This is a genomic window from Rhodoferax sp. P1_F3 (assembly GCF_056405715.1).
On record NZ_JBFUBO010000011.1, the window covers coordinates 1 to 26401 of the forward strand.

Here is a 26401-nt window from a genome sequence, read left to right on the forward strand (position 1 = left end):
CTTGGTGCATGGTGGTCTTGGGCGCAAAGCCGCAAAAAACCGCCAGTCTGGCGTTCGACGTTTAAATCGAGACCAGATTCAATCACCAAATTCTTCAAGCAAATCATTAACTTACGACGTCCTGATGTGCAAACGTTGGGACACTACTGATTTCGCATATAGTTTCATTTTTACGCCTATTTCGCGGGGCCGAAGAATGATTAAAAACAGCGGATTGTTGGATATCTACGTGCGGTGCTGTTAATGCCAAACATTACCGGCATGCGGGTCGATGACGCGAGCTTGGCTTGGGTTCTACTGGGCAAGGGCCTCGACCTGTACCAGGACAGTGTGTTCATCACGGGTGGAGATGGGCGCTTCATCTATGCCAACGATGCTGCCACACGCGCTTTGGGGTATGGCCGTGAAGTCTTGTTGACAATGGGGCCGCCGGACATCGATCCAAACGTTTCCCAGCAGCGCTGTCTGGAAATACTGCAGAGCCCCCAGGGGTACACCTTCCTCGTTGACACAGTATTCCGGACGCTGGGTGGCGACTTGATACCGGTGCAGGTGCACGGCGTCACGCTGCAGATGGATGGGCAATCGTTCGCCGTGGCTATCGCCCGCGACATGTCGGAATCCAAGCGAATGCAGGATGCATTGTTGAAACGCCAGCAGTACTGGCGCACTTTGCTGGATGAGTTTCCTTTCTTTGTCTGGCTCAAGGACGAACAAAGCCGCTTGCTGGCGGCAAACACCGCGTACGCCAGAGTGGCAAGGGTGTCTTCCACCGCGGAACTGGAAGGCCGAACTGAATTCGAATTCTTCCCGCACGATCTGGCTGAGACCTATGTTGCCGATGACAAGGCTGTCATGGCGGCGGGCGTGGCCCATTACGTGGAAGAGCTCTATGTCGATGAGCACAACCAACGGCGCTGGATGGAGGTGTGGAAGTCACCGCTGCATGAGCAGGGCAAGGTGGTGGGTACCGTCGGTTATTCCAGAGACATCACCGATCGCAAGCACACCGAGAGCGAGCTCCAGAAAGCGTTGGCCTTTACGCAAGGCGTCATTGATGCCTTCCCGGATCTTTTGTTCGAAACGGACCGGGATGGTCGCTACCTGAACATATGGACGCACAACCCTGAACTTTTGGCAGCAAGCCGGGAGAGCTTGCTGGGGCGAACCCTGAAGGAGGTCCTGTCACCCGAAAGCGTGGCAACCGCCGAAATCGCCTACGCGGAGGCTGAGCGGTCGGGGGTTTCCTTGGGGCATGTCATTTCGGTCATGACGCCTGTTGGCCTGCGCCAGTTTGAGCTATCGATGTCGCAGATGCGTGTCGACGATGGTGCGCGTCCGCATTTCATTGCGGTTTCACGCGATGTCACGCGGCGGCTGGAGTTGCAGCAGGAATTGACCAGCCGTGAGCGCGAGTACCGAACCCTGGTCGAGAACTCGCCGGACGTGATTGCCCGGTTTGATCTGCAGTTCGGCTGCCGCTATGCCAATCCGGTGCTGCTGCAGGCCCTGGGGCGCTCCAGTACGGGGGCGGTGGGGTGTTCACCGTTGGCCCTGTGGGGCGGTGAGGCAGGCGCAGCACTGGAGCAGCGCTTTGCAGAGGTTGTGGATCGCAAGGAATCCGTGGAGTTTGAACTGCACTGGTCTGACGCCCAGGAACGTAGCGTCTGCAGTTTGGTCAGTTTGACGCCAGAGGTCGGCGGCGACGCGAGCGTCAGCAGCATCTTGATGGTAGGGCGCGATATCAGTGAACTCAAAGCCTATCAAGACAAGATCCATCAAATGGCGTTTTACGACCCCCTGACGGGGATGCCCAACCGGGTATTGTTCAACGATCGCCTAGCGCAAATGCTCAAGGATGCGGCCTACCACCGCCACCAGGCCGGGGTGATGGTGGTGGATCTGGATCGCTTCAAGCAGATCAATGACACCATGGGCCATGCGACGGGGGACGCCTTGCTCAAAGAGGTGGCCGTGCGTCTGCGCAACAGTGTAAGAAGCTACGACACCGTGGCCCGGCTGGGCGGGGATGAGTTCGGCATCTTGTTGCCGCAAATTCGTACGGGGGCCCATCTGACACGCGTGGCGGGTAAGGTCCAGGCGGCTTTCAAGCAGAGCTTTTGGCTTGAGGGACGGGAGATTTTTATCTCCTGCAGCGTCGGGATTGCCGTGTACCCGACAGACAGCATGGTGTCAGAGGAACTGCTCAAGTACGCCGACTCCGCCATGTATTCCGCCAAGCGCAGCGGGCGCAATGACTTCCGGTTTTATTCGAAAGACCTGACGGTTCGCGCGCAGGAACGGCTGACCCTGGAGTCTGATCTACGCCGGGCACTGGAGCGCGGCGAGCTGGCGTTGCACTACCAGCCCAAGGTGCTGCTGGGGTCCGGGGCCATGGTCGGCTGCGAGGCGCTATTGCGCTGGGCCCATCCACGCTTGGGCATGGTTCCACCGGATCAGTTCATCCCTGTGGCGGAGGACTCAGGATTGATCAACGAGCTGGGTGCCTGGGTGTTGCGCGAGTCCTGTCTGACGGCGGTGGTGTGGAACGCCGCGGCAGCGCTGCCACGCAAGGTAGCGGTCAATCTGTCGGTTCGCCAGATACAGGTGCCGGGCTTGGTGGCACAGGTGCAGGGAATCTTGGCGGAGACGCATTGCCAGCCGCAGTGGCTGGAGTTTGAAATCACTGAAAGCCTGCTGCTGGACGAGGATGGGCTCGTGGTCAACGCCTTGCAGGCGTTGCGCGATATGGGTGTCACCATTGCCATCGATGACTTTGGCACCGGTTATTCAGCTTTGTCCTATCTGGCCCGTTTTCCCATCGACACACTCAAAATCGATCGATCGTTTATCCATTCGGCGACGACGGACCACTTTCGGGCAGAACTGGTCAGGGCCATTTTGTCTATCGCGCGTTGCCTGAACCAACAGGTAGTGGCTGAGGGCGTGGAAACGCAGGAGCAGGCAGACTTCTTGGCCGCCGAAGGCTGCCAGTTGGCGCAGGGCTATCTGTTCAGCAAAGCGGTGCCTCGGGAGCAGTTGTTGGCTATGTCCGACGCATGCCTCGCCCTGGGCGACATGCCCTCCGAGCCAATCGCAACGTAGGGTTCGGTCACCAGTTCTGTCTGCCCCGACGGCGTAAATCCGCAGCGCCGGTGCACCGGGTGCTGGTGGTATTTCTAGTCGGTGCAGACGAGATTGCGTCCGCCATGCTTGGCGCGGTAGAGCAGGGTATCGGCCGCTTCGAGCATGCGATCGAAACTGGCAAGGTTGGTGTCGCTGCAAAGGCCCATGCTGATGGTGATGCGCAGGTCGGGGTGTACCTCGTGCCAGGGGTAGGTTTCCACGTGCTGGCGCAGGGATTCACAGGCTTCGCGGGCGTGAACCAGATCGGTCTCAGGGAAGGCCACCACAAACTCTTCGCCACCGTAGCGCGCCACCAGGTCTGAGCCGCGCATGCTCTGCTGCAATATCTCGCCCAGGCGGCGTAGCACCTCGTCGCCCGTGGCGTGGGAGAAGCGGTCGTTGACGCTCTTGAAGTGGTCGATGTCGCACAGCATCACGCTGAAGGGGCGTTCGTAGCGCTGGGCGCTGGCAAAGAACTGGGCGCACTGCGCATCAAAATGACGGCGGTTGTGCAGGCCCGTCAGCGCATCGCGCAGGCTGAGCTCCCGCATCTGCGCGGCCATGGCCTCGATCTGCGTGTGGGACTGGCGCAGGTCTTCATACTGCCGCGCGATCTCGTCGCTCATGCGGTTGAAGGCCTGGGCCAACACGCCCACCTCGTTGTCGGACTCCACGGGCACCTGCTGGCGCAGCGCGCCTTCGCCCATGGCCTGTACGGCCCCCGTCAGGTGGCGCAGGGAGCGACTCAGCCGGTTGCCCAAAAACAGACCCAGCACCAGGGTGAGGGCCAGGCCCATGGTGGTGCCCAGCACCAGCGATTCGCGCATGGCCGAGAGGTAGCCCAGATCGAGGTCGGAGTAGTTGGGCTCTCCTTGTGGTGAGGAATAGGCAATCACCTTCTCGTCCAGCAAGATGGGGAACATGCGGGCCCGGTCTTCATCGCGAATTGGGTCGCCAGGCTTGTAGGGCGCCAGTGTGAACAGCGAGCGGTAGTCCGCACCAAACAGGTAGAAGCGAAACGGCGGCTTGTGCAGGCCACCACCCGGCGACGGTGGCGGTGGCTGGTTGCCCGGCTGGGCCACGAGCCCGGGACCGACAGGGCGGGGGGCTGCCGGCGGCGGGAGCACGCCACCGCCTGCATCGGGCCGCGGGGGAGGGCGATTGCGCTCGGAAAAAGCCCGGAAGCCCTCCACCTTCTGGCCTTCCTCCCAACTGCCATAGGTCTTGAAATACTTCTGCACATCGTTGGTGAAGTTCTTGCTGGACTCCTGCATGACCAGGGTGTTGAACTTCTTCATCAGCCGCTGGTAGGTCAGCCCGCCGACGATGGCGGTTGACACCAGGCTGGTGACCAGCAGGCAGACAATGAGTTCGGTACGCAGCGACAGGTTCCAGCGCGGGAGCAAGGTAGCCATGGGGTTCCTCAAACAATCAACGGGCGGCATTCAGGGCGGACTGCAGCGCGTCCACACTGATGCCCAGCTTGGTGGCAGCGGCGCCTAGGTCCGGTGGGGGCGGGCCCAAAGCCTCACGCAATTTTTGTGCACTGATGCCCAAAGCGGAGGCGGCCTTGTTCAGGTCGGGTGGTGCACCACCAGGGCCACCTGGGCCTTGCATATTGCGCTGTGGGCGCGGGCCGCTGATGGTTGTGACGTCGGACTGCTTGTAGCTGCCGCGCAGGCAGCCCGCGGTGTAGGGGAAGTCTGGCGTGGCGTGGTAGTGGTACATCGCCACCTGCTTGCCTTCCCAGGTAATGGTGTGCGTGTGACCGTGGCATTCGTCCAGGTCTTTGCTGGCCAAGGCCTGTCCTTTTTCGCCAGATGGGCCGTAAATACCGAAGCCGTCCAGCAGGTAGCCCACCAGCGCGGAGTGCCCGGTCGGCTCGCGTTTGTCGGCCACGCAGTTGCTGAGGCTGTGGTAGTGGTACACGCCAGACTCTTGCGGGTGGCCCTGGCAGGCATCTTGGGTTTCATGGGCCACCGCGTCGCGGCCCGGCGCATCCAAGGCGTTGAACAGCACGGAGCCGCTCAACAGAAACCCAATCGCCCCCGGCACGCAGGTGGCCTGCGCTGCCAACGTGGGCCACAGCGGCAGCGCCACTTGCATGGTCTGCGCCTTGATGCTGTTGGGGTTGCGGTCGTAGCGGTAGGCATCGCTGTTGCTGGGGACCGGAAAAGTGCCGGTGGCGTGGCTGGGCAGGTCGTTGCCGCTGAACACGCGCTGCTCGTTCTGAATGCTGAGCTTGAACTGCGAGGGCCAGCTTACTTGCCCTGGTACCACGGCCTTGGCGGTCAGGTCGTAGGTGCCTTTGGCGGTGTTGATCCATGGCCCGACCTGCTGGGCGCCACCGGCCTGCGGGTCGATGTGGCAGGCCCAAATCCAACCCACTTTGGGTGACTGCGAAATCTTGCCGTCGCCCAAGGGCAGGGCGGTCAGGTCATGGCTGTGCCCCGAGGTGGAGACGATGGCCCAGACCAGGGCGGTCACTGATTTTTTCATCCAGGGCTCCGACAGATTGTGCTGAGTGGGCCCAAGGATACGGCAACAAAGGGCCCACTATTGCCGGTGGACGCAGGTTGCCGTGTCTGGTGGATTAGGTGTACAAGGAGGGGGTCACACATCTCTAAATGCCCATGAAACTGGATAACGCCCGTAACCGATTCATTGTCATTGCCACCAGTGCCTATCTGGTTTTTGCGTTGGCCTGGATTTTTCTCTCTGACCAGTTACTGGCCAACTTCACCGATCGCTCTTCACTGCTCTGGCTATCCACCGCCAAGGGCTTGCTCTTTGTCGTTAGCACGGCCGGCATGTTCTTTGTCGCACTGCAGGCCGTCCCGCCTGTGCAGCCTGCGGACGACAGCAGTTTTATCGGGAGCCTGGACCATGGCTTGGCCGTACTACAAGCCCCCCGTTGGATGGTCTATTTCTTCGCGTTGCTGGTGACCTTGCTCACGGTCATTGTGCGGGAGGGCATCGCGCATGGCCAGTCTCATCGGCCTATGTTGATATTGTTCATGATGCCCATCATTCTGAGCGCTCTGATTGGTGGATTGGGGCCGGGTTTGCTGTCGACGGTGGTCTCCGCAGTGGGGGCCTATTGGGTGTTCTTGGAGCCGCTGACATCGCAGACCGGCACGTCCAGCCAGAATCAGATCCAGTGGGCCTCTCTGGTTGCCAATGGGGTGGCGGTCAGCCTGCTCAGCGCTGTTCTGCGTCACTCTCTGCACCGCGCCGAAAAGCAGCGCCGCCTGCTTGACGGGGTGGTATCCGGTACTTCAGACGCGGTGTTTGTCAAAGACCGTGCGGGGCGGTATGTATTGGGGAATCAGGCCACAGCCCAATTCATCGGCAAGCCCTTGTCCTGGATCTTGGGCAAGGACGATACAGCGCTGTTCGACACTGCGTCGGGACAACATCTTATGGGCTTGGACAAGACCATCATGGAGGGCGGCATCACCCAAACCCATGAAGAAACCGTGAAGACACACGACGGCAAAAGTTTGGTGTTTCTGGTAACGAAGGGGCCGGTGCGCGATCCCGATGGCTCCATATCCGGCATTTTTGGTGTCGCTCGCGACATCACCGAACGCCGGAGGGCCAAGGATTTGCTGCGGGCACGAGAGCAACAACTGGCGCGCGTGATCGAAGGCTCTGACCAAGGCTTTTGGGACTGGAACCTGAAGACCAATGACTTTCACGTCAGCCCACGCTTTGAGACCATGCTGGGTTACGCGCCCGGAGAAATGGATGTCAGTGTTGAGCATTGGGGTGACCATGTACACCCCGACGATTTGGCCGCTTCCATGGCGTCCATTCAGCGCCATATGGACGGCCAGACTGACAAGCACGAACTTGATTTGCGCTGCAAAAACAAGAGCGGTGAATGGCGCTGGCTGCATGCCAGGGGTCGTATCGTTGAATGGGATAGCGATGGCAAGCCGCTGACCATGGCTGGCTCGCACACCGACGTGACCCAGCAAAAAGCCTATGAATTGGCCCAGCGCGAAGCGAGCACCGTATTCGAATGCAGCTATGAGGGCCTGATGGTGGTCAATGCCGACGGCCTGATTGCCAAGGTCAACCCGGCGTTTGTCCGTATTACCGGTTATGCGGCAGAAGAGGTCATTGGCCATTCGCCGCGCATTTTGTCCTCAGGCAAACAAGACACCGAGTTTTACCGCCAAATGTGGGGTGCGATTGGCAAGCAGGATTACTGGCAGGGCGAGATCTGGAACCGCCGCAAGAGTGGCGAGATCTATGCCGAACTCCTGTCGATATCGGTGGTTCGCGGTGGCGGCGGTGCGGTTGAACACTATGTGGCGGTGTTTTCTGACATCAGCCGACTGAAGGCACATGATGCCGAGCTGGACCGCATTGCGCACTACGACCCTCTGACCGGAGTGCCCAACCGCCGTCTCCTGGCCGACCGGATGGCGCAGGCAATTGCCCGTACGGCCCGCAGCGACCTGTCGCTGGCGGTCTGCTACCTCGATCTGGACAGTTTCAAGCAGGTCAATGACGAGTATGGCCACCCAGGTGGTGACCAGCTGCTGATCGGTGTGGCCGAACATCTGAAGAGAATCATGCGCGCCGAAGACACGCTGGCCCGGTTGGGGGGCGATGAATTCGTGCTGTTGTTGGCTGACATCGCTTCGCCTGAAGACTGCTCCATCATTCTCGAACGGGTGCTGGCAGCCGCCAGCAGCCCGGTGCAGGTGGATGGCCGGGCAGTCTGTGTCTCGGCCAGCATCGGGGTCAGCCTGTACCCACAAGACCACGCCGATGCCGACACGTTGTTGCGCCATGCCGACCAGGCCATGTACCTGGCCAAGAACGCGGGCAAGAACCGCTTCCACTTGTTCGACCCGGAGAGTGATCGCAAGGCGCAGCAACACCGAAATTACATCGACCGGGTCCGCCTGGCGTTGGCGCAGGACGAGCTGGTGCTGCATTACCAGCCCAAGGTGGATTTGCGAGACGGTCGTTTGGTCGGCGTGGAGGCCTTGGTGCGCTGGCAGCATCCGGAAAAGGGCTTGCTGCCGCCGTCGGAGTTTCTGCCCCATATCCAGGGCAGCAACCTCGAGCAGCCCCTGGGAGACTGGGTGATCCGCTCCGCACTCTCACAAGCCGCGCAGTGGCTGCAAGCAGGCCTGCAGTTGCAGATGGGCGTCAACATCTCGGCGTCACACCTGGTCCAGGCCGATTTCTGCGACAAGTTGGCTGCCGCCCTGTCTGCCCACCCACAGCTGCCACCGGAATCGCTGGAGCTGGAGGTGCTGGAGACGGCAGCGTTTGAAGACATCAATGCGGCAGGTGCCGTGTTGCGGAGGTGCCAGACGCTGGGTGTGCGTTTTGCGCTGGATGACTTCGGCACAGGCTATTCGTCCCTGACCTATCTGCGCAAGCTGCCCGTCGACACGCTGAAGATCGACCAGAGTTTTGTGCGTGACATGCTCACAGACAGTGAAGACCGCGGGATTGTGGAGAGCGTGATTCGTTTGGCCGACGCCTTCAACCGCGAGGTGATTGCCGAAGGGGTGGAGACGCTGGACATTGGTGCCGCTTTGCTGGGCATGGGCTGCCATCTAGCCCAGGGCTACGGGGTGGCCAAGCCGATGCCAGCCGCTGCACTTGCCCCGTGGGCTGCGCAGTGGCGCCAGCAGGCACGCTGGCGCGACCTGACCGCCATTGCTGGCGAGTCTACAGGTCCATAGGCAAGGGGTGCACGACGCGCAGCTCGGACGCGTCCTTGAAGTGGACGGTCCAGAACGCAGGCGTGTGCGGCACGTTGGGCACCACATAGCTCACGTTGTGCGTGGCAATGTGCACCACGCTCGCGCCTTCGGGCGGCTCGCCTGCGTGGTAGTGCCGCCACGTCGCTACCAGCAGCGGTAGTTGCACCAGCACCTGGCTCAAGTCCTCGGTAATGCGGATGCCATCGGTTTGCAAGCCCATCACCTGCATGGCGGTTCTGCCTATTTGCGTGGCAGGCGGTTCTTCCACATACAAAACGGCATCGGTGTTGATGTGCACCTCGTCCTCCGTGGCGGGGTCGGTGGCCTTGTGGAAATGTGCAATGGGCATGTCCGTGGTCCTCGGGTCGTGGAATAGGTGGCCCCCATGCTCGGCGATTGGTGGTCTCGGCGCTGTGTGCTGGCGCACAAAGCGACGGGTATCAGCTTGCGTAAAAGCCTGGTAAAGATAGGGTTTTGACTTTATTTAGAATGCATTTAGATATATCATAATTGAATCTAGTAAAGGAGCATAACCATGCGACACCACCACGAACATTTCAAGTACCACATGCGCTCTTCCGAGCACGGCGACGCCATGGGCGGCGGCCGAGGTCGGCATGGCGATGAGATGCACAGCCGCCGCGGCGGCGGCCGCATCTTCAGCCACGGCGGCCTGCGCTTTGTGCTGCTGCAACTCATCAGCGACAAGCCCAGCCACGGCTACGAGCTCATCAAACTCATTGAAGACCGCCTGGGCGGCAGCTACAGCCCCAGCCCAGGCACCGTATATCCCACACTGACGCTGCTGGAAGAGCAGGGTTATCTGCAGGGCGAAAGCGCTGACGCCGGTGGCCGCAAACGCTACGCCGTCACGGATGCGGGCAAAGCCTTTCTGGAAGAGAACCGAGCCCTGACCGACGCCATGCTGGCCCGCCTGAACGGCGGTGTAGACGGCGCCGGTGCCCGCGGAGGCCGCCCGCCGCAGGTGATGCGCGCCATCGAGAACCTCAAGCTGGCCATGCGCATGCGCCTGTCGCGCGAAGCGCTGACACCCGACCAGGCCAATGCCTTTGCCGCGGTGCTGGACCATGCGGCCCAACAGCTGGAGAAAATTTAATGTCTGTCGATCTGACGTCCCAACGCGTTCGCCATCCCCTACGTTTTCGCCAGCTGCAGGTCAGCCAGGCGGAACGCCTCACGCCCCACCTGGTACGCATCACGCTGGCCGGAGATGACCTGGAAGGCTTTGTGAGCCTGGGTTTTGACGACCACGTCAAACTCTTTTTCCCTGATCCGGTGACCGGCGTGTTGGCCTTGCCCACCGTGGGTGCCGAAGGCCCGGTGTGGCCTGAGGGCGCACGCCCCACCATGCGCGACTACACGCCCCACCACTTTGACCCGGTGGCCCGCACACTGCAGATTGACTTTGCGTTGCACCAGCCCGGTGGCCCGGCCACCGAATGGGCGGCACAGGCCCAGGTGGGCCAGACGCTGGGCGTGGGCGGCCCGCGCGGTTCGCTCATCGTGCCCACAGGGTTTGACTGGCATTTGTTGATGGGTGACGACACCGCCTTGCCCGCCATCGCCCGCCGCCTGGCCGAGCTGCCTGCGGGTGCGCGTGCCGAAGTGCTGGTTGAAGTGGACGGCCCCGCCGACCACATCACGCTGCCCAGTGCTGCCACGCTGAGCGTGCAATGGGTGCACCGCAGCAGTGCGGGCGCCGATGCACTGCCCTTGCTGGACGCACTGCGCCGCACCGCCATGCCGGCCGGTGTGTTCCATTCGTGGATAGCCTGCGAGTCCACCCAGGCTAAAGCCCTGCGTGCCTACCTGGTGTCCGAGTGCATGGCCAACCCGCAGTGGATTCGCGCCTCGAGCTACTGGCGCCGGGGCAGTGCGGATGCGCACGAGTCGCTATAAATTCAGGAGCTGCTTGCGCAATGTTTGCGGGGGCTACAGCTGGTTTTTACTGGAAACTCACAAAGCCATGATCCAGTCGCGAAAGCGCGCCATGGTAGGGTCTGCCAGGGTTTCGGGCAGGTAGACCAGGTAATACGCCATCGGCAAATGCAGCGGTGTGGCCTGCACGCTGAGCAGGTGGCCCGCGGCCAGCTCGGCTTCCACCAGCCCGGCCCGTACCAGCGCATAGCCCAGGCCGGCCAGCGCGGCTTCGATGGCGGCGTTGGAATCCACAAACACCACGCCACCGCTGCTGTCCACCTGGCTCAGGCCCTGGGCATCCAGCCACAGCCGCCAGTCTTTGCGGCCCTCATCGTGCAGCAGCAGATGGCTCTGTATGTCGGCCGCAGTAATCGACGTGCGGGGCTGGATCAACTCCGGGCTGCACACCGCAATGTAGTCACCTTCCATCAGTGTTTCGGCCCGCAACCCGGGGTAGCGCCCCAGACCATGGCGGATGGCAAAGTGAACCTCTTCGGTGTGCAGATCCACTATGCGCAGGGTGGTGCTGACGTGCACATCAATGGTGGGCGACTCTTGCATGAAGCCCTGAAGCCGGGGAACCAACCATTGCGCCGCAAACTGCGGCGTGCAGCTGACCACAATGGTCTGGCGCTGTGTCTGCGTAAGTTTGGCCGTGGCCCGCGCGATCATGGCCAGCGCCTCCTGGCAGGTGGCTTGGTACTCGCGCCCTGCAGGGGTTAGGGCCAGGCCGCGCGGCAGGCGCTCGAACAGCGGGCAGCCCAGAAAGTCTTCGAGTTTGCGCAGCTGCTGGGACACCGCTCCCGGCGTGACGCACAGTTCTTCGGCGGCCAGTTTGACGCTGAGCCAGCGTGCCGTGGCCTCGAAGAAGCGCAGGGCGAGGAGGGGCGGGAGTTGCATAGAGTTTAGAAATTCTAAATCATCGTTCAATATAAATCGATTGCTTTGACTAATGCTTGCAAGAAGAATCACCCCTCAGAACCACTCTGCTTTGGACCCACACCATGAATGCTGCCAACCTGTCTCGACTGCTTTTGCTTGCTGCCCTGTGGGGTGGCAGTTTTCTGTTCATGCGCATTGCCGCGCCCGTGCTAGGAGCCGTGCCCACGGCGTTTGGGCGCGTGGTGTTGGGTACCGCTGGCCTGTTGGGCGTGGTGGCGCTGATGCGGTTGCCGCTCGCCTTCCAGGGCAAGTTCAGGGCCACGCTGGTGCTGGGCGCCATCAATTCTGGCGTTCCGTTTTTGATGTTTGCATTCGCCGCCCGCATTCTGCCGGCGGGCTACAGCGCTATCCTGAACGCCACCACACCGCTCATGGGCGTCGCCATCGGCGCATTGGCATTTGGTGAAGCCTTGACCTGGCCCAAGGCTCTGGGTGTGTTCGTGGGTTTGATGGGCGTCGTCATCCTGACCGGGGCGGGGCCCGTGGCAATGACTGCGGCCACACTATGGGGCGTTGCCGCATGCTTGGTGGCCACCGCCTGTTATGGGCTGGCGGGCTTTCTCACCAAGCGGTGGATCAGCCAGCGCGGTGGGCTGGACAGCCGCATCGTGGCGCTGGGCAGCCAACTGGGGGCCGTGGTGGTGTTGCTGCCATTTGCCATCTGGGACACCGCAACACACCCCGTGGCGTGGCGCGAGGTGGCGGCCACCGTCTGGCTGTCGATGCTGGTGATGGGCCTGCTGTGCACCTCGCTGGCCTATGTGCTGTATTTCAAGCTGATTGCGGAAGTGGGCCCTATGAAGGCGCTAACCGTGACTTTTCTCATCCCGCTGTTTGGGGTGCTGTGGGGCGCGCTGGTGCTGGACGAAGCGGCCACCACCGCGCACGCCTTGGGCGGTGGCCTGATAGCGGTGGCCTTGTGGCTGGTATTGCGGCCCCCCGCAGTTAGTCAGCCACAGCCACCAGTGCGAACTTGATGGTGAGCGTGTCCACCACCTGCAGGGCACCCAGCGCGATGCTGAGCGGGGTGATGCCAAAGTCGGTCTGCCGGATCTCAAACTTGCCTTGCACCTGCAAGCGCTTACCCGAGGTTTGCAGGGCGACGGGTAGTGTGACCTCGCGGGTTTGGTCTTTGATGCGCAGGGCGGCGATGACCACGGGCGCCGTGGCATCGCCCTGCACACGGATCGACGTGATGCGGATGTCCGGGTAGCGCGCGCCGTCCAGCTGGGTGTCGCGCAGCATGTTGGTTTTGGTGCCCAGCTTCGCGTCTTCCGACACGTTCTGCGCAAAGTCCTCGCCTTCTGCGGCGCGCGTGGCGTTGTCGTCCACGATCAAATCATTGACCGGCACGGTGATGTCGAAGCCCGCGCTGTCCAGAGACGCCCCTTGCCAGACGCTGCCCTGAAGATTGGGCGAACTCACCACATGGTTGTGGCCCAGCCGGGCCATGGCACCCCCGCGGTAGACCAGGATGTGTAGTGTCGAGGCTGCGGGGTCAATGCGATAGACCTTGGCCAGTAGGGGTGAGGCGGGCACCGCGGGTGGCGATGCGCGCTGTATGCTTGCTGCCGCAGGCGCATCCACCGGCGGTGCCGACGTGCACGACACCAACATCGCCATGCCCAACAGCAGTGCTGTGGAGCGGGTGATGGGGCGTAGCAATGGCATCCGGCGACTATAAGTCCAGCACCAGCCGCGCGCTGGACGCGCGTGAGCAGCAGGGCAAAAACTGGTCGTTCGCCGCCTGCTCCTCGGGCATCAGGTACTGGTCGCGGTGGTCCGGCGTGCCGGCCTTCACGCGTGTGAGGCAGGTGCCGCACACGCCTTGCTCGCACGACATGGGAATGTCCACGCCCGCGGCGTGCAGTGCTTCCAGCGCGGTTTGGTCTGGCAGCACCTTGATGACCTTGCCGCTGCTGGCAATCTCCAACTCAAAGCTCCCGTCGTTGGTGTGGTCCACCGGCGCGGCGCCAAAGTACTCGCGGTGCAAGCGCGCCTCTGGCCAGCCGGCGGCGCGCCCCGCGTTTAGCACCGCGTCCATAAACCCCTGGGGGCCACACACATAGAGGTGCGTGCCCGCCGGCGCACGCTGCAGCGTGGCGGCAATATCCAGCTTTTGCGCGGCGTCACCATCGTCAAAGTGGTGCTGCACCTGGCTGGCAAAGGGGGCGCCAGCTAGGCGGCTGATGAAGGCCGTGCGCGCCCGGCTGCGGTTGCAGTGGTGCAGCGTGAAGGACTGGCTGGTGCCGGCCAGGTGTTCGGCCATGGCCAGCATGGGCGTGATGCCAATGCCACCGGCCAGCAGCAGGTGGTGCGGTGCCTGCTCTGCCAGGGGGAACAGGTTGCGCGGTGCGCTGATGGTCAGCAGGCTGCCCTCATTCACCGCTTCATGCACGTTGGCCGAGCCCCCGCGCGACGTGGCATCGCGCAGCACACCAATCACATAGCGCTGCGTGTCGCCAGGCGCATTGCACAGCGAGTACTGGCGCTGCAGGCCGTTGGGCAGGTGCACGTCAATGTGGGCACCGGCCGTGAAGGCGGGCAGGGCGCCACCGTCGGCAGCCACCAGCTCCAGGCTGCAAATGTCCTCTGCCTCGCTGCGCTTGTGCACCACGCGCACCTGTAGGGTTGCGGCAGTGCTCATACCGTGACCGCGTTTTCGGCCGCGATGACGCGGTCAATCACCTTGCGCGACTGCACACCGCCGGTGTCGATGTTGAGCATCAGCAGCTTGCGCTCGGGGTTGGCCAGCAGGTTCTTCTGCTGGCGCTCCAGCATCTCCTGGTCTTCGCCAAAAATCTTGCCCTGGCCTTCGCGGATCTGGGCCGTTAACTCGGCATCCTGCGGCTTGAACTTGCGCGCCATGCCCCAGAAGTAGTGGATGCTGGTGTCCGTCTCGGGCGTGATGAAGTCCACCACCCAGCTCGCGGCCTTGAATTCGTCCGGCGCCTGGTAGCCGCCATGGCCCTGCAGCGCCACGCCCACCTCGATCATGATGTGGCTGGGCGGCGTGAAGTGGCAGATCTGCCAGCGGTCCACCGGCTGGTCGTCGGGCAGGCCGTTCATGCGCAGCGCCATCTTCCAGAATGGGGGCGCCTCAATGCCTTCCATGTAGCGCTCGGTAATCACATGGTCGCCATCCACGCGGGTCTGGCAGGGCACTTCGTCAATTTCCTTTTGGCCAATGCTGGTGCTGTGCACATAGGTTTCGTGTGTCAGGTCCATCAGGTTGTCGATCATCAGGCGGTAGTCGCAGGCAATGTTGTACAGGCCGCCACCGTAGCCAAACTGCGGGTTGCCCAGCCATTCAAACTGGGGCACCAGGGCCGCATCGGCCTTGGCTGCATCGCCGGGCCAGACCCAGACGAAGCCATGCGCCTCGTGGATGGGGAAGCTGCGGATGGCCGGGAAGCCGCGTGTGCGCTGGCAGGGCATGGACACGGTTTTGCCATCGCAACCCATGGCCAGGCCGTGGTAGCCGCAGACCAGGGTGTCGCCCTCCACCTTGCCCAGCGAGAGCGGGGCACCGCGGTGCGGGCAGAAGTCTTCCACTGCTGCCACCTGGCCCGCACTGTTGCGGAACAGGGCCATGGGCTGGTTACAGATGCGGCGGCCCAGGGGGCGGTCGCTGGGGATTTCTTCGCTGCGGGCGGCAACGTACCAGGTGTTGATGGGAAACATGGCCAGGCTCCTCGGGTGGTAAAAATCTACATTCAGTATGCTGAATGTGAAGAATCATAGACCTAAGTCAATTCCAAAGCTAGGGGGTGGAAATGAGGGTTTTCCCTTAACTGCAACTCAGTCCGTAGGGGTTGGGTGCGTATCGGCCGTGGGGGTGTTGAGGTGCACAAACTTGCGCAACAGGCGCAAAAACTCTTCGCGCTCAGCTGGCTCCAGCGCATCCAGCAACTGCGCATACATGGGGGCGACGCGCGGCAGCATCTCGGCCAGCACCGCTTCCCCCTCGGGCGTAAGCCGCAGCGCGCGCTGGCGCCGCGGCAGCAGCTCCCGCACGATCCAGCCCTTGGCATCCAGCCGGGTGGCAATGTCGGCGGTGGTGGACGTGTCCAGCGCCACCCGGTCTGCCAGCGTCACTTGGTCGATGCCTGGCGCGTCTTGCAGCGCCCTTAGAACAGCGTACTGCACCGGCGTGATTTGCTTGCCATGCGTCTTGGCAAACGTGCCCACTGCCAACTGGTGCGCCCGGCGGATCAGGTGGCCGGGTTCGGCTTGCAAGGGGATGGGGGTGTCAGCGGTGGGGCAGGTAGGGGCAGGGGGCATGGCGTGGGTGTGGACGAGGTGGGCTGACTATAAAACAGCGTTCCCCGCTGGGCCCGATGCTTCGTGGACAATGTTTGGGCACCCACCATGAACGCGCTGCATACCACCTTCCTGGAGCTCGGCACCAGTCGCCACGTCGAAGCACGCCAGGTGTTGCTGCATGCGGGTGACGTGGCGCAGCGTCTTTACCTGATTGAGCAGGGCTGCGCGCGACTCTTTCTGATCGACTCGCAGGGGCGTGAGACCAGCACCCAGTTTTTCTTTGAAGGCGAGGTGGTCAGTTCGATGGAGAGCCTGCTGACCGGGCGCCCCAGCGCGCTGCACCTGGTGACCATGGAAGCCTGCCGTTTGCGTGTGGTGGACGGTGCTGCCATCAAAGCCCGGGCCCTGGTGGACCCCGCACTGCAGGCCGACTTGCAGGCCCTGTTGCAGCAGCGGCTTATCCACTACGCCAACCTCTACACCAGCGCCATTGCCGACACGCCCACCCAGCGTTACCAGGCCTTGCTGGCCACGCACCAGCAGCGGCTGGAGCGCATTCCGCTGCACATATTGGCGGCCTACCTGGGCGTGAGTGCCGTGCACCTGAGCCGGATTCGGCGCAAATTGAAGGCGCTCTGAACCTTTGTTAATGACGGCGCGGCCCGCGCTTCGCATCATCGCCCCATCACATTTTTTGATGGAGCACACATGCAAACCCTGGTCATCCTGGCCCACCCCTATTCCAAGAGTTATTGCCACGCCCTGTACCACCGCGTGGTGCAGCAGCTGGAGCAAGCCGGCCACACCGTGGACCGCCTGCACCTGGATGCCGAAGACTTTGACCCCGTCATGCGGGGCGCAGACTTGGCCGTGTACGCACGTGGCCAAAGGGCAGACCCCAACGTCCCGCGCTACCAGGCCCGCATCGACGCCGCCCAGCAATTGGTCTTCATCTTCCCGATCTGGTGGGAGGTGATGCCGGCCTTGCTCAAGGGATTTATCGACAAGGTGTTCACCAATGGATGGGCCTACAAGCCCTCCAAGCGTGGTGTCGAGGGCCGTTTGACCCACATCCAACGCGCAGTCGTCGTAACCACCATGAACACACCCAAATGGGCCTACCGCTGGTTGTATGGCGATGCCGTGCAGCGCGCCCTGGTGCGCGGCACGTTGCGCAAATGCGGCGTGCGCAAGGTGGAGTGGGTGGCCCTGTCCCCCGTCAGCCACGCTACCGATGCCAAGCGTCAAAGCTGGCTGAACCAAGTGGGCGCCATGTTCACCGCCTGACGGGAGCCACGCATGCTTTAGGCACACAAAGCACTACCATTGTGTGATGGCCGTAGAAAAAATGCAGCCATAGCGTGCGTTGATTTGCTATGGATTCAGTAGCTGCTGGCGCATATTCTGCGTTGGCTACAAGGCTATTCCTTTAAAAATAAGGGGGTGTAATGCCTGAGCAGTTCAACCTGCCCGGCTTTGAGGCGGGTGGCCCGTCACCACCCCGGCCACGCCCGAAACCCGCGCCGCGGCGGCCACACCGGGCGTTTACCGTGTTCTTCGCTATCCGCCCCGCGCCAGACGACGCGCGGACTCTGGAGGTGCTGGGGCAGCACTTGGCCCAGGCCCATGGTTTGCGGTGCGAGCCCCTGGCGGCGGACCGCCTGCATGTGAGCTTGCACAACCTGGGGGAGTACGACGCAGTGCCGCCGGGTTTGGTGCAGCGGGCCAGCCAGGTAGCCGACGCGTTGGTCTTTCCTGCGTTTGAGGTGGTGTTCGATAAGGCCATGGCGTTTCGCAGCCGGGGTGTGCCTTATGTGTTGTGCGGCGGGGAAGGACTGAATGCGCTCAGGCAGTTTCGGCTGGCGCTGGGCATGGCGATGGCGGACGCGCATATGCCCGTGCTGCGCAGTTTCACCCCCCATATGACCCTGGCCTACAAAGGCCGGTTGGGGCTGGTGCATGCGATAGCCCCCGTGTGTTGGCCTGCATATGAGCTCGTGCTGATCAATAGCCACTACGGCAAAACCGTGCACGAGGTGCTGGGGCGTTGGCCTCTGGCCAAGAGTTAAGCCCGGCGGCCGCTATTGCCCCAGCGTCGCACCGCTTCTTCGGGCGTTTGCCCGGCGGCGGTGATCGCGCCCAGCGGGGCGAGTAGGGCGTCCAGATCTGCGGCATCAAATTTCAAAGCTCCCGCCGCGTCATGCCCCAGCACACTGTCCGCCAGCGCCAGTTTGCGCGCCTGCAGCTCCAGCATGCGTTCTTCGATGCTGCCTTCCACCACCAGCTTGTAGACAAACACCGGCTGGTCCTGGCCGATGCGGTGGGCGCGTGCGGTGGCCTGTTCTTCCACGGCCGGGTTCCACCACGGGTCCATGTGGATCACGGTGTCGGCGGCGGTGAGGTTCAGGCCCACGCCGCCGGCTTTCAGGCTCAGCAGCAGGATGGGTACTTCCTGCGCCTGGAAACGTTGCACCACGCTGCCACGCTCCGTGGTGGCCGTCTTGCCGGTAAGACTCAGGAAGGGCAGGGCCTGGGCGTGCAACTGGTCTGCAATCAAGTCCAGCAGCTCAGTGAATTGCGAGAACACCAGCACGCGCCGGCCTTCTTCCACCAGCGCGGGCAGCATGTCGGCCAGCAGCTCCAGCTTGGCGCGCTCCATGGTGGCTCCCAGCTTGCTGCCCTTGACCAAGTGGGGGTCGCAGCAGACTTGGCGCAATTTCAACAGCGCATCCAGGATGCTGATCTGCGCACCGTTGAAACTCTGGCGCTGCAGCACGCGGCGCACCTGCACATCGGCCGCCACACGCACGCTTTCGTACAGCTCGCGCTGCTGGCCTTGCAGCTGCACACGCTTGACGACCTCGGTACGCGGCGGCAGTTCGCTGGCCACGTCCTGCTTGCGCCGGCGCAGGATAAAGGGGCGCACGCGCTGGGCCAGCAGCGCGGCGCGCAGGGTTTCGCCGTTTTCTTCGATCGGCTTGCGCCAGCGCGCTGCAAAGTGGCGCGCGTCGCCGAGGAAGCCCGGCATCAGCCAGTCGAATTGCGCCCAGAGTTCGCCCAGGTGGTTTTCCATCGGCGTGCCGGTCAGGCACAGGCTGTGGCGGGTCTGCAGGCGGCGCAGCGCGCGTGCGCTGCGGCTGCCCGCGTTCTTGACCATCTGCGCTTCGTCCAATATGACGAGGTGAAAACGCTGCGCGGCCAGCGCATCCATGTCGCGCCATAGCAGCGGGTAGGTGGTCAGCACCAGGTCGTTGTTGGGCATCTGCGCGAACAGGTCTGCGCGTTCCGGGCCTTGCAGCGTGAGCAGGCGTAGCTCTGGCGCCATGCGCTTCGCTTCGGCCTGCCAGTTGAAGATGAGTGATGTGGGCAGCACCACGAGCACGGGCAGGTCCAGTCGGCCCGCGTGCTTCTCTACCAGCACATGCGCCAATGCCTGCGCCGTTTTGCCCAGGCCCATGTCATCGGCCAGGATGCCGCCCAAGCTGTGGGCGCGCAGGTACTGCAGCCAGGCCAGGCCTTCCAGTTGGTAGGGGCGCAGTTGCACTTTCAAACCATTAGGCGCAGCAACGGGTTGTGGTGCACCCAGGGCTTTGAGGCGCTTGGCCAGGCTGGCCAGCCCCACATCGCCTTCCAGTTGCCAGGCATTGTGCGCGCCCACTCGGTGGGCTTCCAACAGGCTGGCGCGCAGTGCGTCCAGGCGGCGTGCCTCCCACGCGCCCAGTTTCAGCAAGCTCTCCTGATTGCGCAGCGGGTCGGTCAACAGGTCCACCATGGCGCCGACGATGGCCTTGATCGGCGCGGCCGGTGCGTCAATGCGTTTGCCGCCGGGCGCGCGCAGCGAGACGATGGCCAGGTCGTCGATGCCAGCGATTTGCGCGGCGTTGAGCCAGCGGTGGTCGCGGCGCAGCAGGTCGGCCAGCATGGGCGCCAGGTCCAGCGTCTGGCCGTCAATCTCAATGCCCAGGCTCAGCAACCAGGCGCCTTCGCGCGCGGGCAGTTGCAGCTTTTCCACGCCGCGGCCGGGTTTCACCAGGGGCGCGTCGAGTTCCTTGCCCAGCACTTCGCCGGTGTCGGGGCTCACCACTAGCTTCCAGCGCTGCACCGGCACGCTTTCGTGGGCAAAGCCGGGTTTGACAACGACCGACCAGCCCTTGGCTTGCAAAGTGGGCACCTGGTCGGCCCAGAAGTCGCCAAAGAATTCCTCCTGCGGCAGCGTCCAGACCGAGCCCAAGGCTGGGTGTTCGCGGCTGCGCCATTGGAAAGACTGCGGGTCCAGTGGCACAAAACCCATGTCCCACACCAGGTCCATGGCGTCGGCCTCGGTGGCCAGGTCGCGCTGCATGCGCACCACGGGGCCACCGGTGTCAAACAGCTCCTGCACCGCCTGGGGCCGGTTGTTGAGGATGGAGGTGGGGGCGGGCGTCTGCCAGCGGTCGCCGGCTGCCGTGCTGTAAGTCCAGTCGAACTGCGCCAGCGTCACGCTGTCGCTGCGCGGGCCCAGTTTGCCTTGCGGTTTGAGGCCCAGCAGGCCATCGCCACGGCCCAGGGTTTGCAGCGTGAGGCGAGGGCGGAAGTGGCCGGGCACGCTGTCCGTTGGTGCTTCGATCACCGGTGCGGGCGCAGCCGGTGGCGGACTGTCCATGCGCAGCAGTGCCATCACGCGGGCGGCATCTGCATCGGACAGTGTGGGCAGGTTTTTCAGGGTGGCCGCATCGGCCTTGCGCCTCAGGGCATCCACCCAAGCTGCAACAGTGCGGTCGCGCTGGTCTGCGCCGGGTTGCAGATTCTTGGAGCTGTTACTGGGGCTGGCCATGCGGCGATTGTGCCGCGGCGGGTTTGCGGCTGTGCGCCCGTATCGACACGCTCAGCGAGCGGCTAGCGGGGCGGGCTCTTCGGTGGCAACGCGGCGTGCACCGTCAAAACGCTTGGACCAATAGCTGATGCCCATGTCTTCCACCCGCACCTCTGCACCGGGGCGCGGCGAGTGGATGAATTTGCCATTGCCCACGTAAATACCCACGTGGCTGAAGGCGCGGCGCATGGTGTTGAAGAACACCAAGTCGCCGGGTTGCAGGTCTTTTTTGTCGATTTTTTCGGTGGCTGCGGCCTGTTGCTCGGCCTTGCGGGGTAGCAGCAAGCCTGCGGTTTGCTCATAGATGGCGCGAACAAAGCCGCTGCAATCAAAGCCAGTCTGTGCATCGTTGCCGCCACGTTTGTACGGCACGCCCAGGAAGGCCATGGAGTTCAGCACCAGTTCAGACGCCTTGGTGCCCATTTTCTCCCCCACATCACCAATGCGCGCCAACAAGCCACGCTCATTCATGAAGCGTGACATATCGTCGGCGGGAGGCGTGGGTTCGGCGTGTGCAGTACCCATCAAGAGAGCAGCAACAAACAGAAAGCGAAAAAGCATCGGCGCAATGTAATGAGCTAAGCGATTGGTGTCAAGCAATGTAGTGTCTCAAGATGTTCTGGTAAGTCTTTGATTTGTTGAAGAAATGAAAAGTTTGTAGACTGAATGCAAGGAGCTTATGTTCTAAAAAATAAACAATGTTCAAAATTAAATTCATGGTTTTTTTAATTGAGTAATGTTCAAATACTTGACGTAGTGTTTGATAGGGTGTGTGTTCCATGGAACTGAAGAACAAGCGCCAGCAGGCGATGGCTGAGGCCAGGCGGGGCATCGTGATGCGGGCGGTGCGTTCGGCCATTGCCGATGGGGGCGTTCAGGGCGCCAATGTGCGCGACATTGCCCGCAGGGCTGGGTACACGCCGGGTGCGCTGTATGCCTACTTTCCAGGCAAGCAGGCGCTGTTTGCGGCGATGCTGCAAGAAACCTTGCAGGGCGCACAGGCTGCCGCCCAGCAGGCCAAGGTGCCTAAAAATACGGCAGGGTCCAGCGTTCTTCATGTGCGTGCCCATGCCTGGTTTGCGTATTTTTCCGCCCACCCCAGTGAAGCGAGCTTGGTTTTGCACCTCCTGGCTCAGGACACCACCGACCCTGAACAGCTCGCTCAGACCCACCATGTCGTTGCCGACTTGCTGCAATCTCTGGCGCCTGTGTCTGCCGCTCTAGGGGCTTTGGGCTGCCCGGCGGCCCAGCTGCAGTCAGAAACCATGGCTTTGCTGGCCTCTGCCTTGGGCGCCTTGTTATTGCGCGATGCCCGACGCTTGTCCGCGCTCAACGCATTGGCCCTGCAGTCCTTTTCTGCGCATGTGGACCACGCGGCCGTGCGCTGGGCCATGGCCCCAGCGTTGGCGCTTGAAGAGGCGCAGGGCAACGCACCCGCCCAGGTGGATTTGTTTGGCTAGCGCAGCCGGGATGTCACGTCGTTAGCTAAGTTGGGCGGCGGTTATGCTTATCTTTATTAGTCAGAAGGAAAGAATCCCATGTTGTTAGATATTGAAGAAAGCCAACTGGTTTTGGTGGATTACCAAGTGCGGCTCTTGCCTGCCATGCTGGAAGGTGATCTGGTATTGGCCAATGCCGTGCGGCTGGCACGTTGGGCCGCTTTGCTGGACGTGCCTGCTTTTTATACCGAGCAAAACCCGTCGGGATTGGGGGCCACGGTGCCGCAACTGCTGGAAGCACTGGAAGAGTCAGAGGCCCGCGTACTCAGCAAAATGCAGTTCAGCGCGGTGGAAGAGGGGCTGGGCGAGTGGCTGCGCCCGCCGGCCAAACCCGTGCAAGGCAATGCGCGTAGCCTGCCTAAGCACCTGCAAAAACCACCGGCGGACCAGCGCGGCAGCATCGTGATTGCGGGCTGCGAAGCGCATGTGTGCTTGCTGCAGACGGCGCTAGACCTGCTGGAAGATGATTTTGAGGTGTGGGTGGTGACCGACGCCTGCAGTTCCCGCTCCGAACGCAACCGGGATGCCGCCTTTGACCGTCTGGCCGGTGCCGGCGCCGAGCTGGTGACGACCGAGATGGTCGGGTTTGAATGGGTGCGCTCTGCCGAGCACCCTGATTTCAAGGCCATGCAGGCACTCATCAAGTAGACCAGCTGTCTTTGGCGGGCCAAGGGGGCGAGGCGCCTCCTTGGATAAATACTGAAGTCAGCTTGTAGCAAGTTGCTTGTTCATAATTATGAATTCAGTTTTATAGACCCGACCGGAGACACACCATGCTTGGCTACGCCGACTTTTACCGTCGCTCTATCGACGACCGCGACGGTTTCTGGGCGGAGCAGGCCGCACTGATCGATTGGCAAACGCTGCCGCAGCAGGTTTGCGACTACAGCAACCCGCCCTTTGCACGGTGGTTTGTGGGCGGCACCACCAATCTGTGCCACAACGCGGTGGACCGCCACCTCCCAACCCGTGCTGACCAGGCCGCACTGATCGCCGTTTCCACAGAAACCAATATCGAGCAGACGTACACCTTCGCCCAGCTGCATACCGAAGTGCAGTGCATGGCGGCAGCCTTGCGTGCGCTGGGCGTGAGCAAGGGGGACCGGGTGTTGATTTACATGCCCATGGTGGCAGAGGCCGCATTCGCCATGCTGGCCTGTGCGCGCATTGGTGCTATCCATTCGGTGGTGTTCGGAGGCTTTGCAGCCGGCTCCCTGGCCTCGCGCATTGAAGATGCGACCCCCACTGTGGTGGTGAGCGCTGACGCAGGCTCCCGCGGTGGCAAGGTGGTGGCCTACAAGCCGCTGCTGGACGAAGCCATTGCCACCTCAACCCACAAACCGGCTGCGGTACTGTTGGTAGATCGGCAACTGGTTGCTATGAATTTAGTAGCTGGTCGCGACCATCTGTGGGGGGCTGTGCGCCAGAATCACTTGCAAACGGTGGTTCCGTGCGAGTGGGTAGATGCCACGCACCCTAGCTACACGCTGTACACCAGCGGCACCACCGGTAAACCGAAGGGCGTGCAGCGCGATACCGGCGGCTACGCGGTCGCCCTGGCGGCCAGCATGCAGCATATTTATGGCGGCAAGGCGGGCGAAACCTATTTCTCCACCAGTGACATTGGCTGGGTGGTGGGTCATAGCTACATCGTCTACGGCCCCCTGATCGCCGGCATGGCCACCATCATGTACGAAGGGCTGCCGACCCGCCCGGACGGCGGCATCTGGTGGAGCCTGGTCGAAAAATACAAGGTGACCGTGATGTTCAGCGCCCCCACGGCGGTGCGGGTGCTCAAAAAACAAGACCCCGCCTTGCTGTCTCGATACGACCTGTCCAGCTTGCGCGCCCTATTTTTGGCGGGCGAGCCGCTGGACGAACCCACGGCGCAGTGGATCAGCCAGGCGCTGGGCAAGCCCATCGTGGACAACTACTGGCAAACGGAGACCGGTTGGCCCATCCTCAGCATCGCCAATGGCGTTGAGCAAGCGCCCAGTAAATTTGGCAGCCCCGGCGTGGCCATGTATGGCTACAACGTCAAACTCTTGGACGAAAACACAGGCGAAGAGCTGCTAGGCGCAGACCAGAAAGGCGTGGTGGCCATCGAAGGGCCGTTGCCGCCGGGCTGCATGCAAACCGTGTGGCGAGACGATGCCCGGTTTGTCAAAACCTACTGGAGCAGCATTCCCGGTAAATTGGTTTACAACACCTTTGACTGGGGTGTGCGTGACAAGGACGGTTACTTTTTCATCCTAGGCCGTACCGACGATGTGATCAACGTGGCGGGCCACCGCCTGGGAACGCGGGAAATTGAGGAAAGCATTTCCAGCCACCCCAACGTGTCGGAGGTGGCCGTGGTCGGCGTGGCCGACGTGCTCAAGGGCCAGGTGGCCATGGCATTTGTTGTGGCCAAAGACGCCAGTTCGCTGATTGACGACGCGGCCAAGCTAAAGCTTGAAGGCGAAATCATGAAGGTGGTGGACCATTCGATTGGCGCTGTGGGCCGCCCGGCGCGGGTGCGCTTTGTGACGGTATTGCCCAAAACCCGCAGCGGCAAGCTGCTGCGCCGCGCCATTCAGGCGGTGTGCGAGGGGCGCGATCCTGGGGATCTCACCACCATGGAAGATCCGTCGGCCCTGCAGCAGATCCGTGATCTGAGTTCGTCGTGACGTGAACTATTGGGCGTTGTTGGTGACTTCTGCGCTTTTGGTCATACCCACCGCACCCGTGATCGTGCCCACGGCCGTGCTGTTTTGCTGAAAGGTAAAAGCAGCCTTGGCCGCACCGGCGCCGGAGAATATGCCCTTGAAGTTGGAGTCGGTCACGGATGCGTTGAAGCGGGCTCCGCTCAAGGAGCCGCTGGCGCTGGCGGTGTAGTCGTTGCCTGCGAAGCGTGTAGTAGCGCTGACACTCTGCACATACGAAGAACCAAAGTCCACTGTCATGCTGGCACTAACCAATTGCCCGACCAGAGTTGCACCTGTGGAGGTGTTAGTAGCCGTTGGCGCGGTTCCGCCAATCATGTTGTATTCAAAGGTGCCTACTGTGGGCATCTGCAGCGTGGGCGTCGGGCGGCCCACGATGTAGTGCACATCCTGCAGTGCGGCGGTCGTGCCTGACAGCGGGCCCTTGGTGGCCGTCGCCCAGTAGCCCCAGCCGATGTAGTCTGCGGCAAACGGATCCCCAGATGCATTGAAGCTGGACACATTGTTTGCCTTGAGCAATTGCTTGGACCCATCCGAGTCCAAAAAGGAGACCAGGGGTGTGTCGATCACGACTGCGGAGGCTTTTCCATCGGCGTTCACCGTGGAATAGCCGGTGGTATTGAGTGCACTGTCGATACCCTTGAATTCGGCCTGCAGGTCGTTGATGATGTACACCTTGTTGCCCGCCACGGTCTGACTCTGTGGCGGAGGAGGCACACTGCCTTCGGACGAGGTGCGCTGGGTGGTGCGCGCCGGGTCTTGGTTCTTGTCCTTGACTACCACGGTTTCTCCAGCGGTCAGGCCAGCACAGCCGGTGTTGGTGCAAACCACGATGGCGTCTTGCTCTGCGTTCACGGCAACGGAGCCGTCGGTGTTGTAGGAAATCAGGAACGAGGACCCACGGATGCCGATGGTCGCGGTATTGGTAATGACTTTGTAGTTGTCATGATTGCGCTTGCCGATTAGGCCGGTGATGGCGCGCATGCCGCCCTTGGCCAATTCGACCAGAAAGCTGTCTGTTTTTGTGTCTTTGTTGTCGGCATAGCTGGCCAGTTTGAACTGCGAATTGGGTTGGATTGCGACCATGCCGCCGTCGCTGAAGCGGATCTGTGCCTGCGCGCCCGTGCTGGTCACGATGTCGTCGCCACTCTGAACGGAGCCGCCTTTCTTCAGCGGCACATTGTTTCCGTTGGTGGAGCGTACCGATACGTCGCCAAACACAAAGTTGGCCGTGCCAGCGTCCACTGCCCAGCTCCAGGGGGATGCGGCAAGCAAACCCACTGCTAGAGCAGCGCGGCAAGAGAAGAGATATGTGCGCATGGTGTGCTCCTG

Annotated in this window: 23 protein-coding genes; 12 read left to right on the forward strand and 11 right to left on the reverse strand. The window is 62.1% G+C overall.

The features are described 5' to 3' along the window. A partial coding sequence (locus tag AC1DZ5_RS16990) for a hypothetical protein (RefSeq protein ID WP_477891171.1) occupies positions 1-244 on the forward strand: 244 nt, incomplete at its 5' end. Next, positions 244-3105: a sensor domain-containing protein gene (locus AC1DZ5_RS16995; protein ID WP_477891173.1), complete on the forward strand. Its 2862-nt coding sequence runs from the start codon at positions 244-246 to the stop codon at positions 3103-3105. The genes AC1DZ5_RS16990 and AC1DZ5_RS16995, both read left to right, overlap by 1 nt. Before the next feature lie 74 nt (positions 3106-3179). Here the strand turns inward: AC1DZ5_RS16995 and AC1DZ5_RS17000 are convergent, their stop codons facing one another. Together AC1DZ5_RS17000 and AC1DZ5_RS17005 are read right to left on the reverse strand one after the other, a co-directional pair. Continuing rightward, the gene (locus AC1DZ5_RS17000; RefSeq protein WP_477891175.1) at positions 3180-4541 is read right to left on the reverse strand and encodes a diguanylate cyclase; all 1362 of its coding nucleotides are present in this window, start codon (positions 4539-4541) and stop codon (positions 3180-3182) included. Positions 4542-4557: 16 nt separating this feature from the next. Next, a complete protein-coding gene (locus AC1DZ5_RS17005) occupies positions 4558-5625 on the reverse strand; it encodes a YHYH protein (protein WP_477891177.1) in 1068 nt (355 codons plus the stop codon). A 134-nt stretch (positions 5626-5759) separates the two neighbouring features. Between AC1DZ5_RS17005 and AC1DZ5_RS17010 the strand changes: the two genes are divergently transcribed. Then, positions 5760-8843 (forward strand): EAL domain-containing protein, encoded by a 3084-nt coding sequence (locus tag AC1DZ5_RS17010; RefSeq protein ID WP_477891179.1) that lies wholly within the window; start codon positions 5760-5762, stop codon positions 8841-8843. Here AC1DZ5_RS17010 and AC1DZ5_RS17015 read toward each other — a convergent pair. Continuing rightward, entirely contained in the window at positions 8830-9213 is a 384-nt protein-coding gene (locus AC1DZ5_RS17015) for a hypothetical protein (RefSeq protein ID WP_477891180.1), read from the reverse strand. The two genes, AC1DZ5_RS17010 and AC1DZ5_RS17015, sit on opposite strands and share 14 nt — an antisense overlap. Before the next feature lie 186 nt (positions 9214-9399). Here AC1DZ5_RS17015 and AC1DZ5_RS17020 point away from each other — a divergent pair, with 186 nt between their 5' ends. Beyond that, positions 9400-9981: a PadR family transcriptional regulator gene (locus AC1DZ5_RS17020; RefSeq protein WP_477891182.1), complete on the forward strand. Its 582-nt coding sequence runs from the start codon at positions 9400-9402 to the stop codon at positions 9979-9981. Beyond that, positions 9981-10784 carry a siderophore-interacting protein gene (locus AC1DZ5_RS17025; protein ID WP_477891184.1) on the forward strand — a complete coding sequence of 268 codons (804 nt, stop codon included), beginning with the start codon at positions 9981-9983 and terminating at the stop codon, positions 10782-10784. Before AC1DZ5_RS17020 ends, AC1DZ5_RS17025 begins: the two co-directional genes overlap by 1 nt. A gap of 57 nt (positions 10785-10841) precedes the next feature. On the opposite strand, the gene gcvA is transcribed toward AC1DZ5_RS17025, so the two are convergent. Further along, complete coding sequence (gcvA, locus tag AC1DZ5_RS17030) at positions 10842-11705, reverse strand: transcriptional regulator GcvA (RefSeq protein ID WP_477891186.1); 864 nt, start codon at positions 11703-11705, stop codon at positions 10842-10844. A gap of 104 nt (positions 11706-11809) precedes the next feature. On the opposite strand from gcvA, the gene AC1DZ5_RS17035 reads away from it, so the two are divergent. After that, positions 11810-12724, forward strand: a complete 915-nt coding sequence (locus tag AC1DZ5_RS17035) for a DMT family transporter (RefSeq protein WP_477891188.1) — start codon at positions 11810-11812, stop codon at positions 12722-12724. Here the strand turns inward: AC1DZ5_RS17035 and AC1DZ5_RS17040 are convergent. The 4 genes from AC1DZ5_RS17040 to AC1DZ5_RS17055 all read right to left on the reverse strand — a co-directional run bounded on the left by AC1DZ5_RS17040 (position 12693) and on the right by AC1DZ5_RS17055 (position 16031). Further along, positions 12693-13418 (reverse strand): YceI family protein, encoded by a 726-nt coding sequence (locus tag AC1DZ5_RS17040; protein WP_477891190.1) that lies wholly within the window; start codon positions 13416-13418, stop codon positions 12693-12695. The genes AC1DZ5_RS17035 and AC1DZ5_RS17040 overlap by 32 nt on opposite strands. Before the next feature lie 7 nt (positions 13419-13425). Then, a complete protein-coding gene (locus AC1DZ5_RS17045) occupies positions 13426-14394 on the reverse strand; it encodes a PDR/VanB family oxidoreductase (protein ID WP_477891192.1) in 969 nt (322 codons plus the stop codon). Next, positions 14391-15431 (reverse strand): aromatic ring-hydroxylating dioxygenase subunit alpha, encoded by a 1041-nt coding sequence (locus AC1DZ5_RS17050; RefSeq protein WP_477891194.1) that lies wholly within the window; start codon positions 15429-15431, stop codon positions 14391-14393. Before AC1DZ5_RS17050 ends, AC1DZ5_RS17045 begins: the two co-directional genes overlap by 4 nt. 117 nt (positions 15432-15548) lie before the next feature. Then, positions 15549-16031 (reverse strand): MarR family winged helix-turn-helix transcriptional regulator, encoded by a 483-nt coding sequence (locus AC1DZ5_RS17055; protein ID WP_477891196.1) that lies wholly within the window; start codon positions 16029-16031, stop codon positions 15549-15551. Positions 16032-16118: 87 nt separating this feature from the next. Between AC1DZ5_RS17055 and AC1DZ5_RS17060 the strand changes: the two genes are divergently transcribed. The 3 genes from AC1DZ5_RS17060 (at position 16119) to AC1DZ5_RS17070 (ending at position 18082) form a co-directional block, all read left to right on the forward strand. Further along, the gene (locus AC1DZ5_RS17060) at positions 16119-16652 is read left to right on the forward strand and encodes a Crp/Fnr family transcriptional regulator (RefSeq protein WP_477891198.1); all 534 of its coding nucleotides are present in this window, start codon (positions 16119-16121) and stop codon (positions 16650-16652) included. Positions 16653-16721: 69 nt separating this feature from the next. Next, a complete protein-coding gene (locus AC1DZ5_RS17065) occupies positions 16722-17300 on the forward strand; it encodes an NAD(P)H-dependent oxidoreductase (RefSeq protein WP_477891200.1) in 579 nt (192 codons plus the stop codon). Between the two features lie 161 nt (positions 17301-17461). Then, positions 17462-18082 carry a 2'-5' RNA ligase family protein gene (locus AC1DZ5_RS17070; RefSeq protein ID WP_477891202.1) on the forward strand — a complete coding sequence of 207 codons (621 nt, stop codon included), beginning with the start codon at positions 17462-17464 and terminating at the stop codon, positions 18080-18082. On the opposite strand, the gene AC1DZ5_RS17075 is transcribed toward AC1DZ5_RS17070, so the two are convergent. After that, positions 18079-20826: a DEAD/DEAH box helicase gene (locus AC1DZ5_RS17075; protein ID WP_477891204.1), complete on the reverse strand. Its 2748-nt coding sequence runs from the start codon at positions 20824-20826 to the stop codon at positions 18079-18081. The genes AC1DZ5_RS17070 and AC1DZ5_RS17075 overlap by 4 nt on opposite strands. Before the next feature lie 51 nt (positions 20827-20877). After that, a complete protein-coding gene (locus AC1DZ5_RS17080) occupies positions 20878-21426 on the reverse strand; it encodes a C40 family peptidase (RefSeq protein WP_477891206.1) in 549 nt (182 codons plus the stop codon). 218 nt (positions 21427-21644) lie between these two features. On the opposite strand from AC1DZ5_RS17080, the gene AC1DZ5_RS17085 reads away from it, so the two are divergent. The 3 genes from AC1DZ5_RS17085 to AC1DZ5_RS17095 all read left to right on the forward strand — a co-directional run bounded on the left by AC1DZ5_RS17085 (position 21645) and on the right by AC1DZ5_RS17095 (position 25033). Next, positions 21645-22325 (forward strand): TetR/AcrR family transcriptional regulator, encoded by a 681-nt coding sequence (locus AC1DZ5_RS17085; protein ID WP_477891208.1) that lies wholly within the window; start codon positions 21645-21647, stop codon positions 22323-22325. A gap of 78 nt (positions 22326-22403) precedes the next feature. After that, entirely contained in the window at positions 22404-23012 is a 609-nt protein-coding gene (locus tag AC1DZ5_RS17090) for an isochorismatase family protein (RefSeq protein WP_477891210.1), read from the forward strand. Between the two features lie 125 nt (positions 23013-23137). Then, the gene (locus tag AC1DZ5_RS17095) at positions 23138-25033 is read left to right on the forward strand and encodes a propionate--CoA ligase (protein WP_477891212.1); all 1896 of its coding nucleotides are present in this window, start codon (positions 23138-23140) and stop codon (positions 25031-25033) included. A 6-nt stretch (positions 25034-25039) separates the two neighbouring features. Here the strand turns inward: AC1DZ5_RS17095 and AC1DZ5_RS17100 are convergent, their stop codons facing one another. Beyond that, positions 25040-26389, reverse strand: coding sequence for a FecR family protein (locus tag AC1DZ5_RS17100; RefSeq protein WP_477891214.1), 1350 nt, complete (start codon positions 26387-26389; stop codon positions 25040-25042). Between the last annotated feature and the right edge of the window lie 12 nt (positions 26390-26401).

Bases quoted from the DNA above. Each gene is read 5' to 3' on its own strand.
- AC1DZ5_RS17035 (WP_477891188.1), top strand. From the start codon at position 11,810: ATGAATGCTGCCAACCTGTCTCGACTGCTTTTGCTTGCTGCCCTGTGG.
- AC1DZ5_RS17025 (WP_477891184.1), top strand. From the start codon at position 9,981: ATGTCTGTCGATCTGACGTCCCAACGCGTTCGCCATCCCCTACGTTTT.
- AC1DZ5_RS17015 (WP_477891180.1), bottom strand. From the start codon at position 9,213: ATGCCCATTGCACATTTCCACAAGGCCACCGACCCCGCCACGGAGGAC.
- AC1DZ5_RS17060 (WP_477891198.1), top strand. From the start codon at position 16,119: ATGAACGCGCTGCATACCACCTTCCTGGAGCTCGGCACCAGTCGCCAC.
- AC1DZ5_RS17085 (WP_477891208.1), top strand. From the start codon at position 21,645: ATGGAACTGAAGAACAAGCGCCAGCAGGCGATGGCTGAGGCCAGGCGG.
- AC1DZ5_RS17005 (WP_477891177.1), bottom strand. From the start codon at position 5,625: ATGAAAAAATCAGTGACCGCCCTGGTCTGGGCCATCGTCTCCACCTCG.
- AC1DZ5_RS17040 (WP_477891190.1), bottom strand. From the start codon at position 13,418: ATGCCATTGCTACGCCCCATCACCCGCTCCACAGCACTGCTGTTGGGC.
- AC1DZ5_RS17095 (WP_477891212.1), top strand. From the start codon at position 23,138: ATGCTTGGCTACGCCGACTTTTACCGTCGCTCTATCGACGACCGCGAC.
- AC1DZ5_RS17070 (WP_477891202.1), top strand. From the start codon at position 17,462: ATGCCTGAGCAGTTCAACCTGCCCGGCTTTGAGGCGGGTGGCCCGTCA.
- AC1DZ5_RS17000 (WP_477891175.1), bottom strand. From the start codon at position 4,541: ATGGCTACCTTGCTCCCGCGCTGGAACCTGTCGCTGCGTACCGAACTC.
- AC1DZ5_RS17080 (WP_477891206.1), bottom strand. From the start codon at position 21,426: ATGCTTTTTCGCTTTCTGTTTGTTGCTGCTCTCTTGATGGGTACTGCA.
- AC1DZ5_RS17065 (WP_477891200.1), top strand. From the start codon at position 16,722: ATGCAAACCCTGGTCATCCTGGCCCACCCCTATTCCAAGAGTTATTGC.
- AC1DZ5_RS17055 (WP_477891196.1), bottom strand. From the start codon at position 16,031: ATGCCCCCTGCCCCTACCTGCCCCACCGCTGACACCCCCATCCCCTTG.
- AC1DZ5_RS17020 (WP_477891182.1), top strand. From the start codon at position 9,400: ATGCGACACCACCACGAACATTTCAAGTACCACATGCGCTCTTCCGAG.
- gcvA (WP_477891186.1), bottom strand. From the start codon at position 11,705: ATGCAACTCCCGCCCCTCCTCGCCCTGCGCTTCTTCGAGGCCACGGCA.
- AC1DZ5_RS17010 (WP_477891179.1), top strand. From the start codon at position 5,760: ATGAAACTGGATAACGCCCGTAACCGATTCATTGTCATTGCCACCAGT.
- AC1DZ5_RS17050 (WP_477891194.1), bottom strand. From the start codon at position 15,431: ATGTTTCCCATCAACACCTGGTACGTTGCCGCCCGCAGCGAAGAAATC.
- AC1DZ5_RS17100 (WP_477891214.1), bottom strand. From the start codon at position 26,389: ATGCGCACATATCTCTTCTCTTGCCGCGCTGCTCTAGCAGTGGGTTTG.
- AC1DZ5_RS17090 (WP_477891210.1), top strand. From the start codon at position 22,404: ATGTTGTTAGATATTGAAGAAAGCCAACTGGTTTTGGTGGATTACCAA.
- AC1DZ5_RS16995 (WP_477891173.1), top strand. From the start codon at position 244: ATGCCAAACATTACCGGCATGCGGGTCGATGACGCGAGCTTGGCTTGG.
- AC1DZ5_RS17075 (WP_477891204.1), bottom strand. From the start codon at position 20,826: ATGGCCAGCCCCAGTAACAGCTCCAAGAATCTGCAACCCGGCGCAGAC.
- AC1DZ5_RS17045 (WP_477891192.1), bottom strand. From the start codon at position 14,394: ATGAGCACTGCCGCAACCCTACAGGTGCGCGTGGTGCACAAGCGCAGC.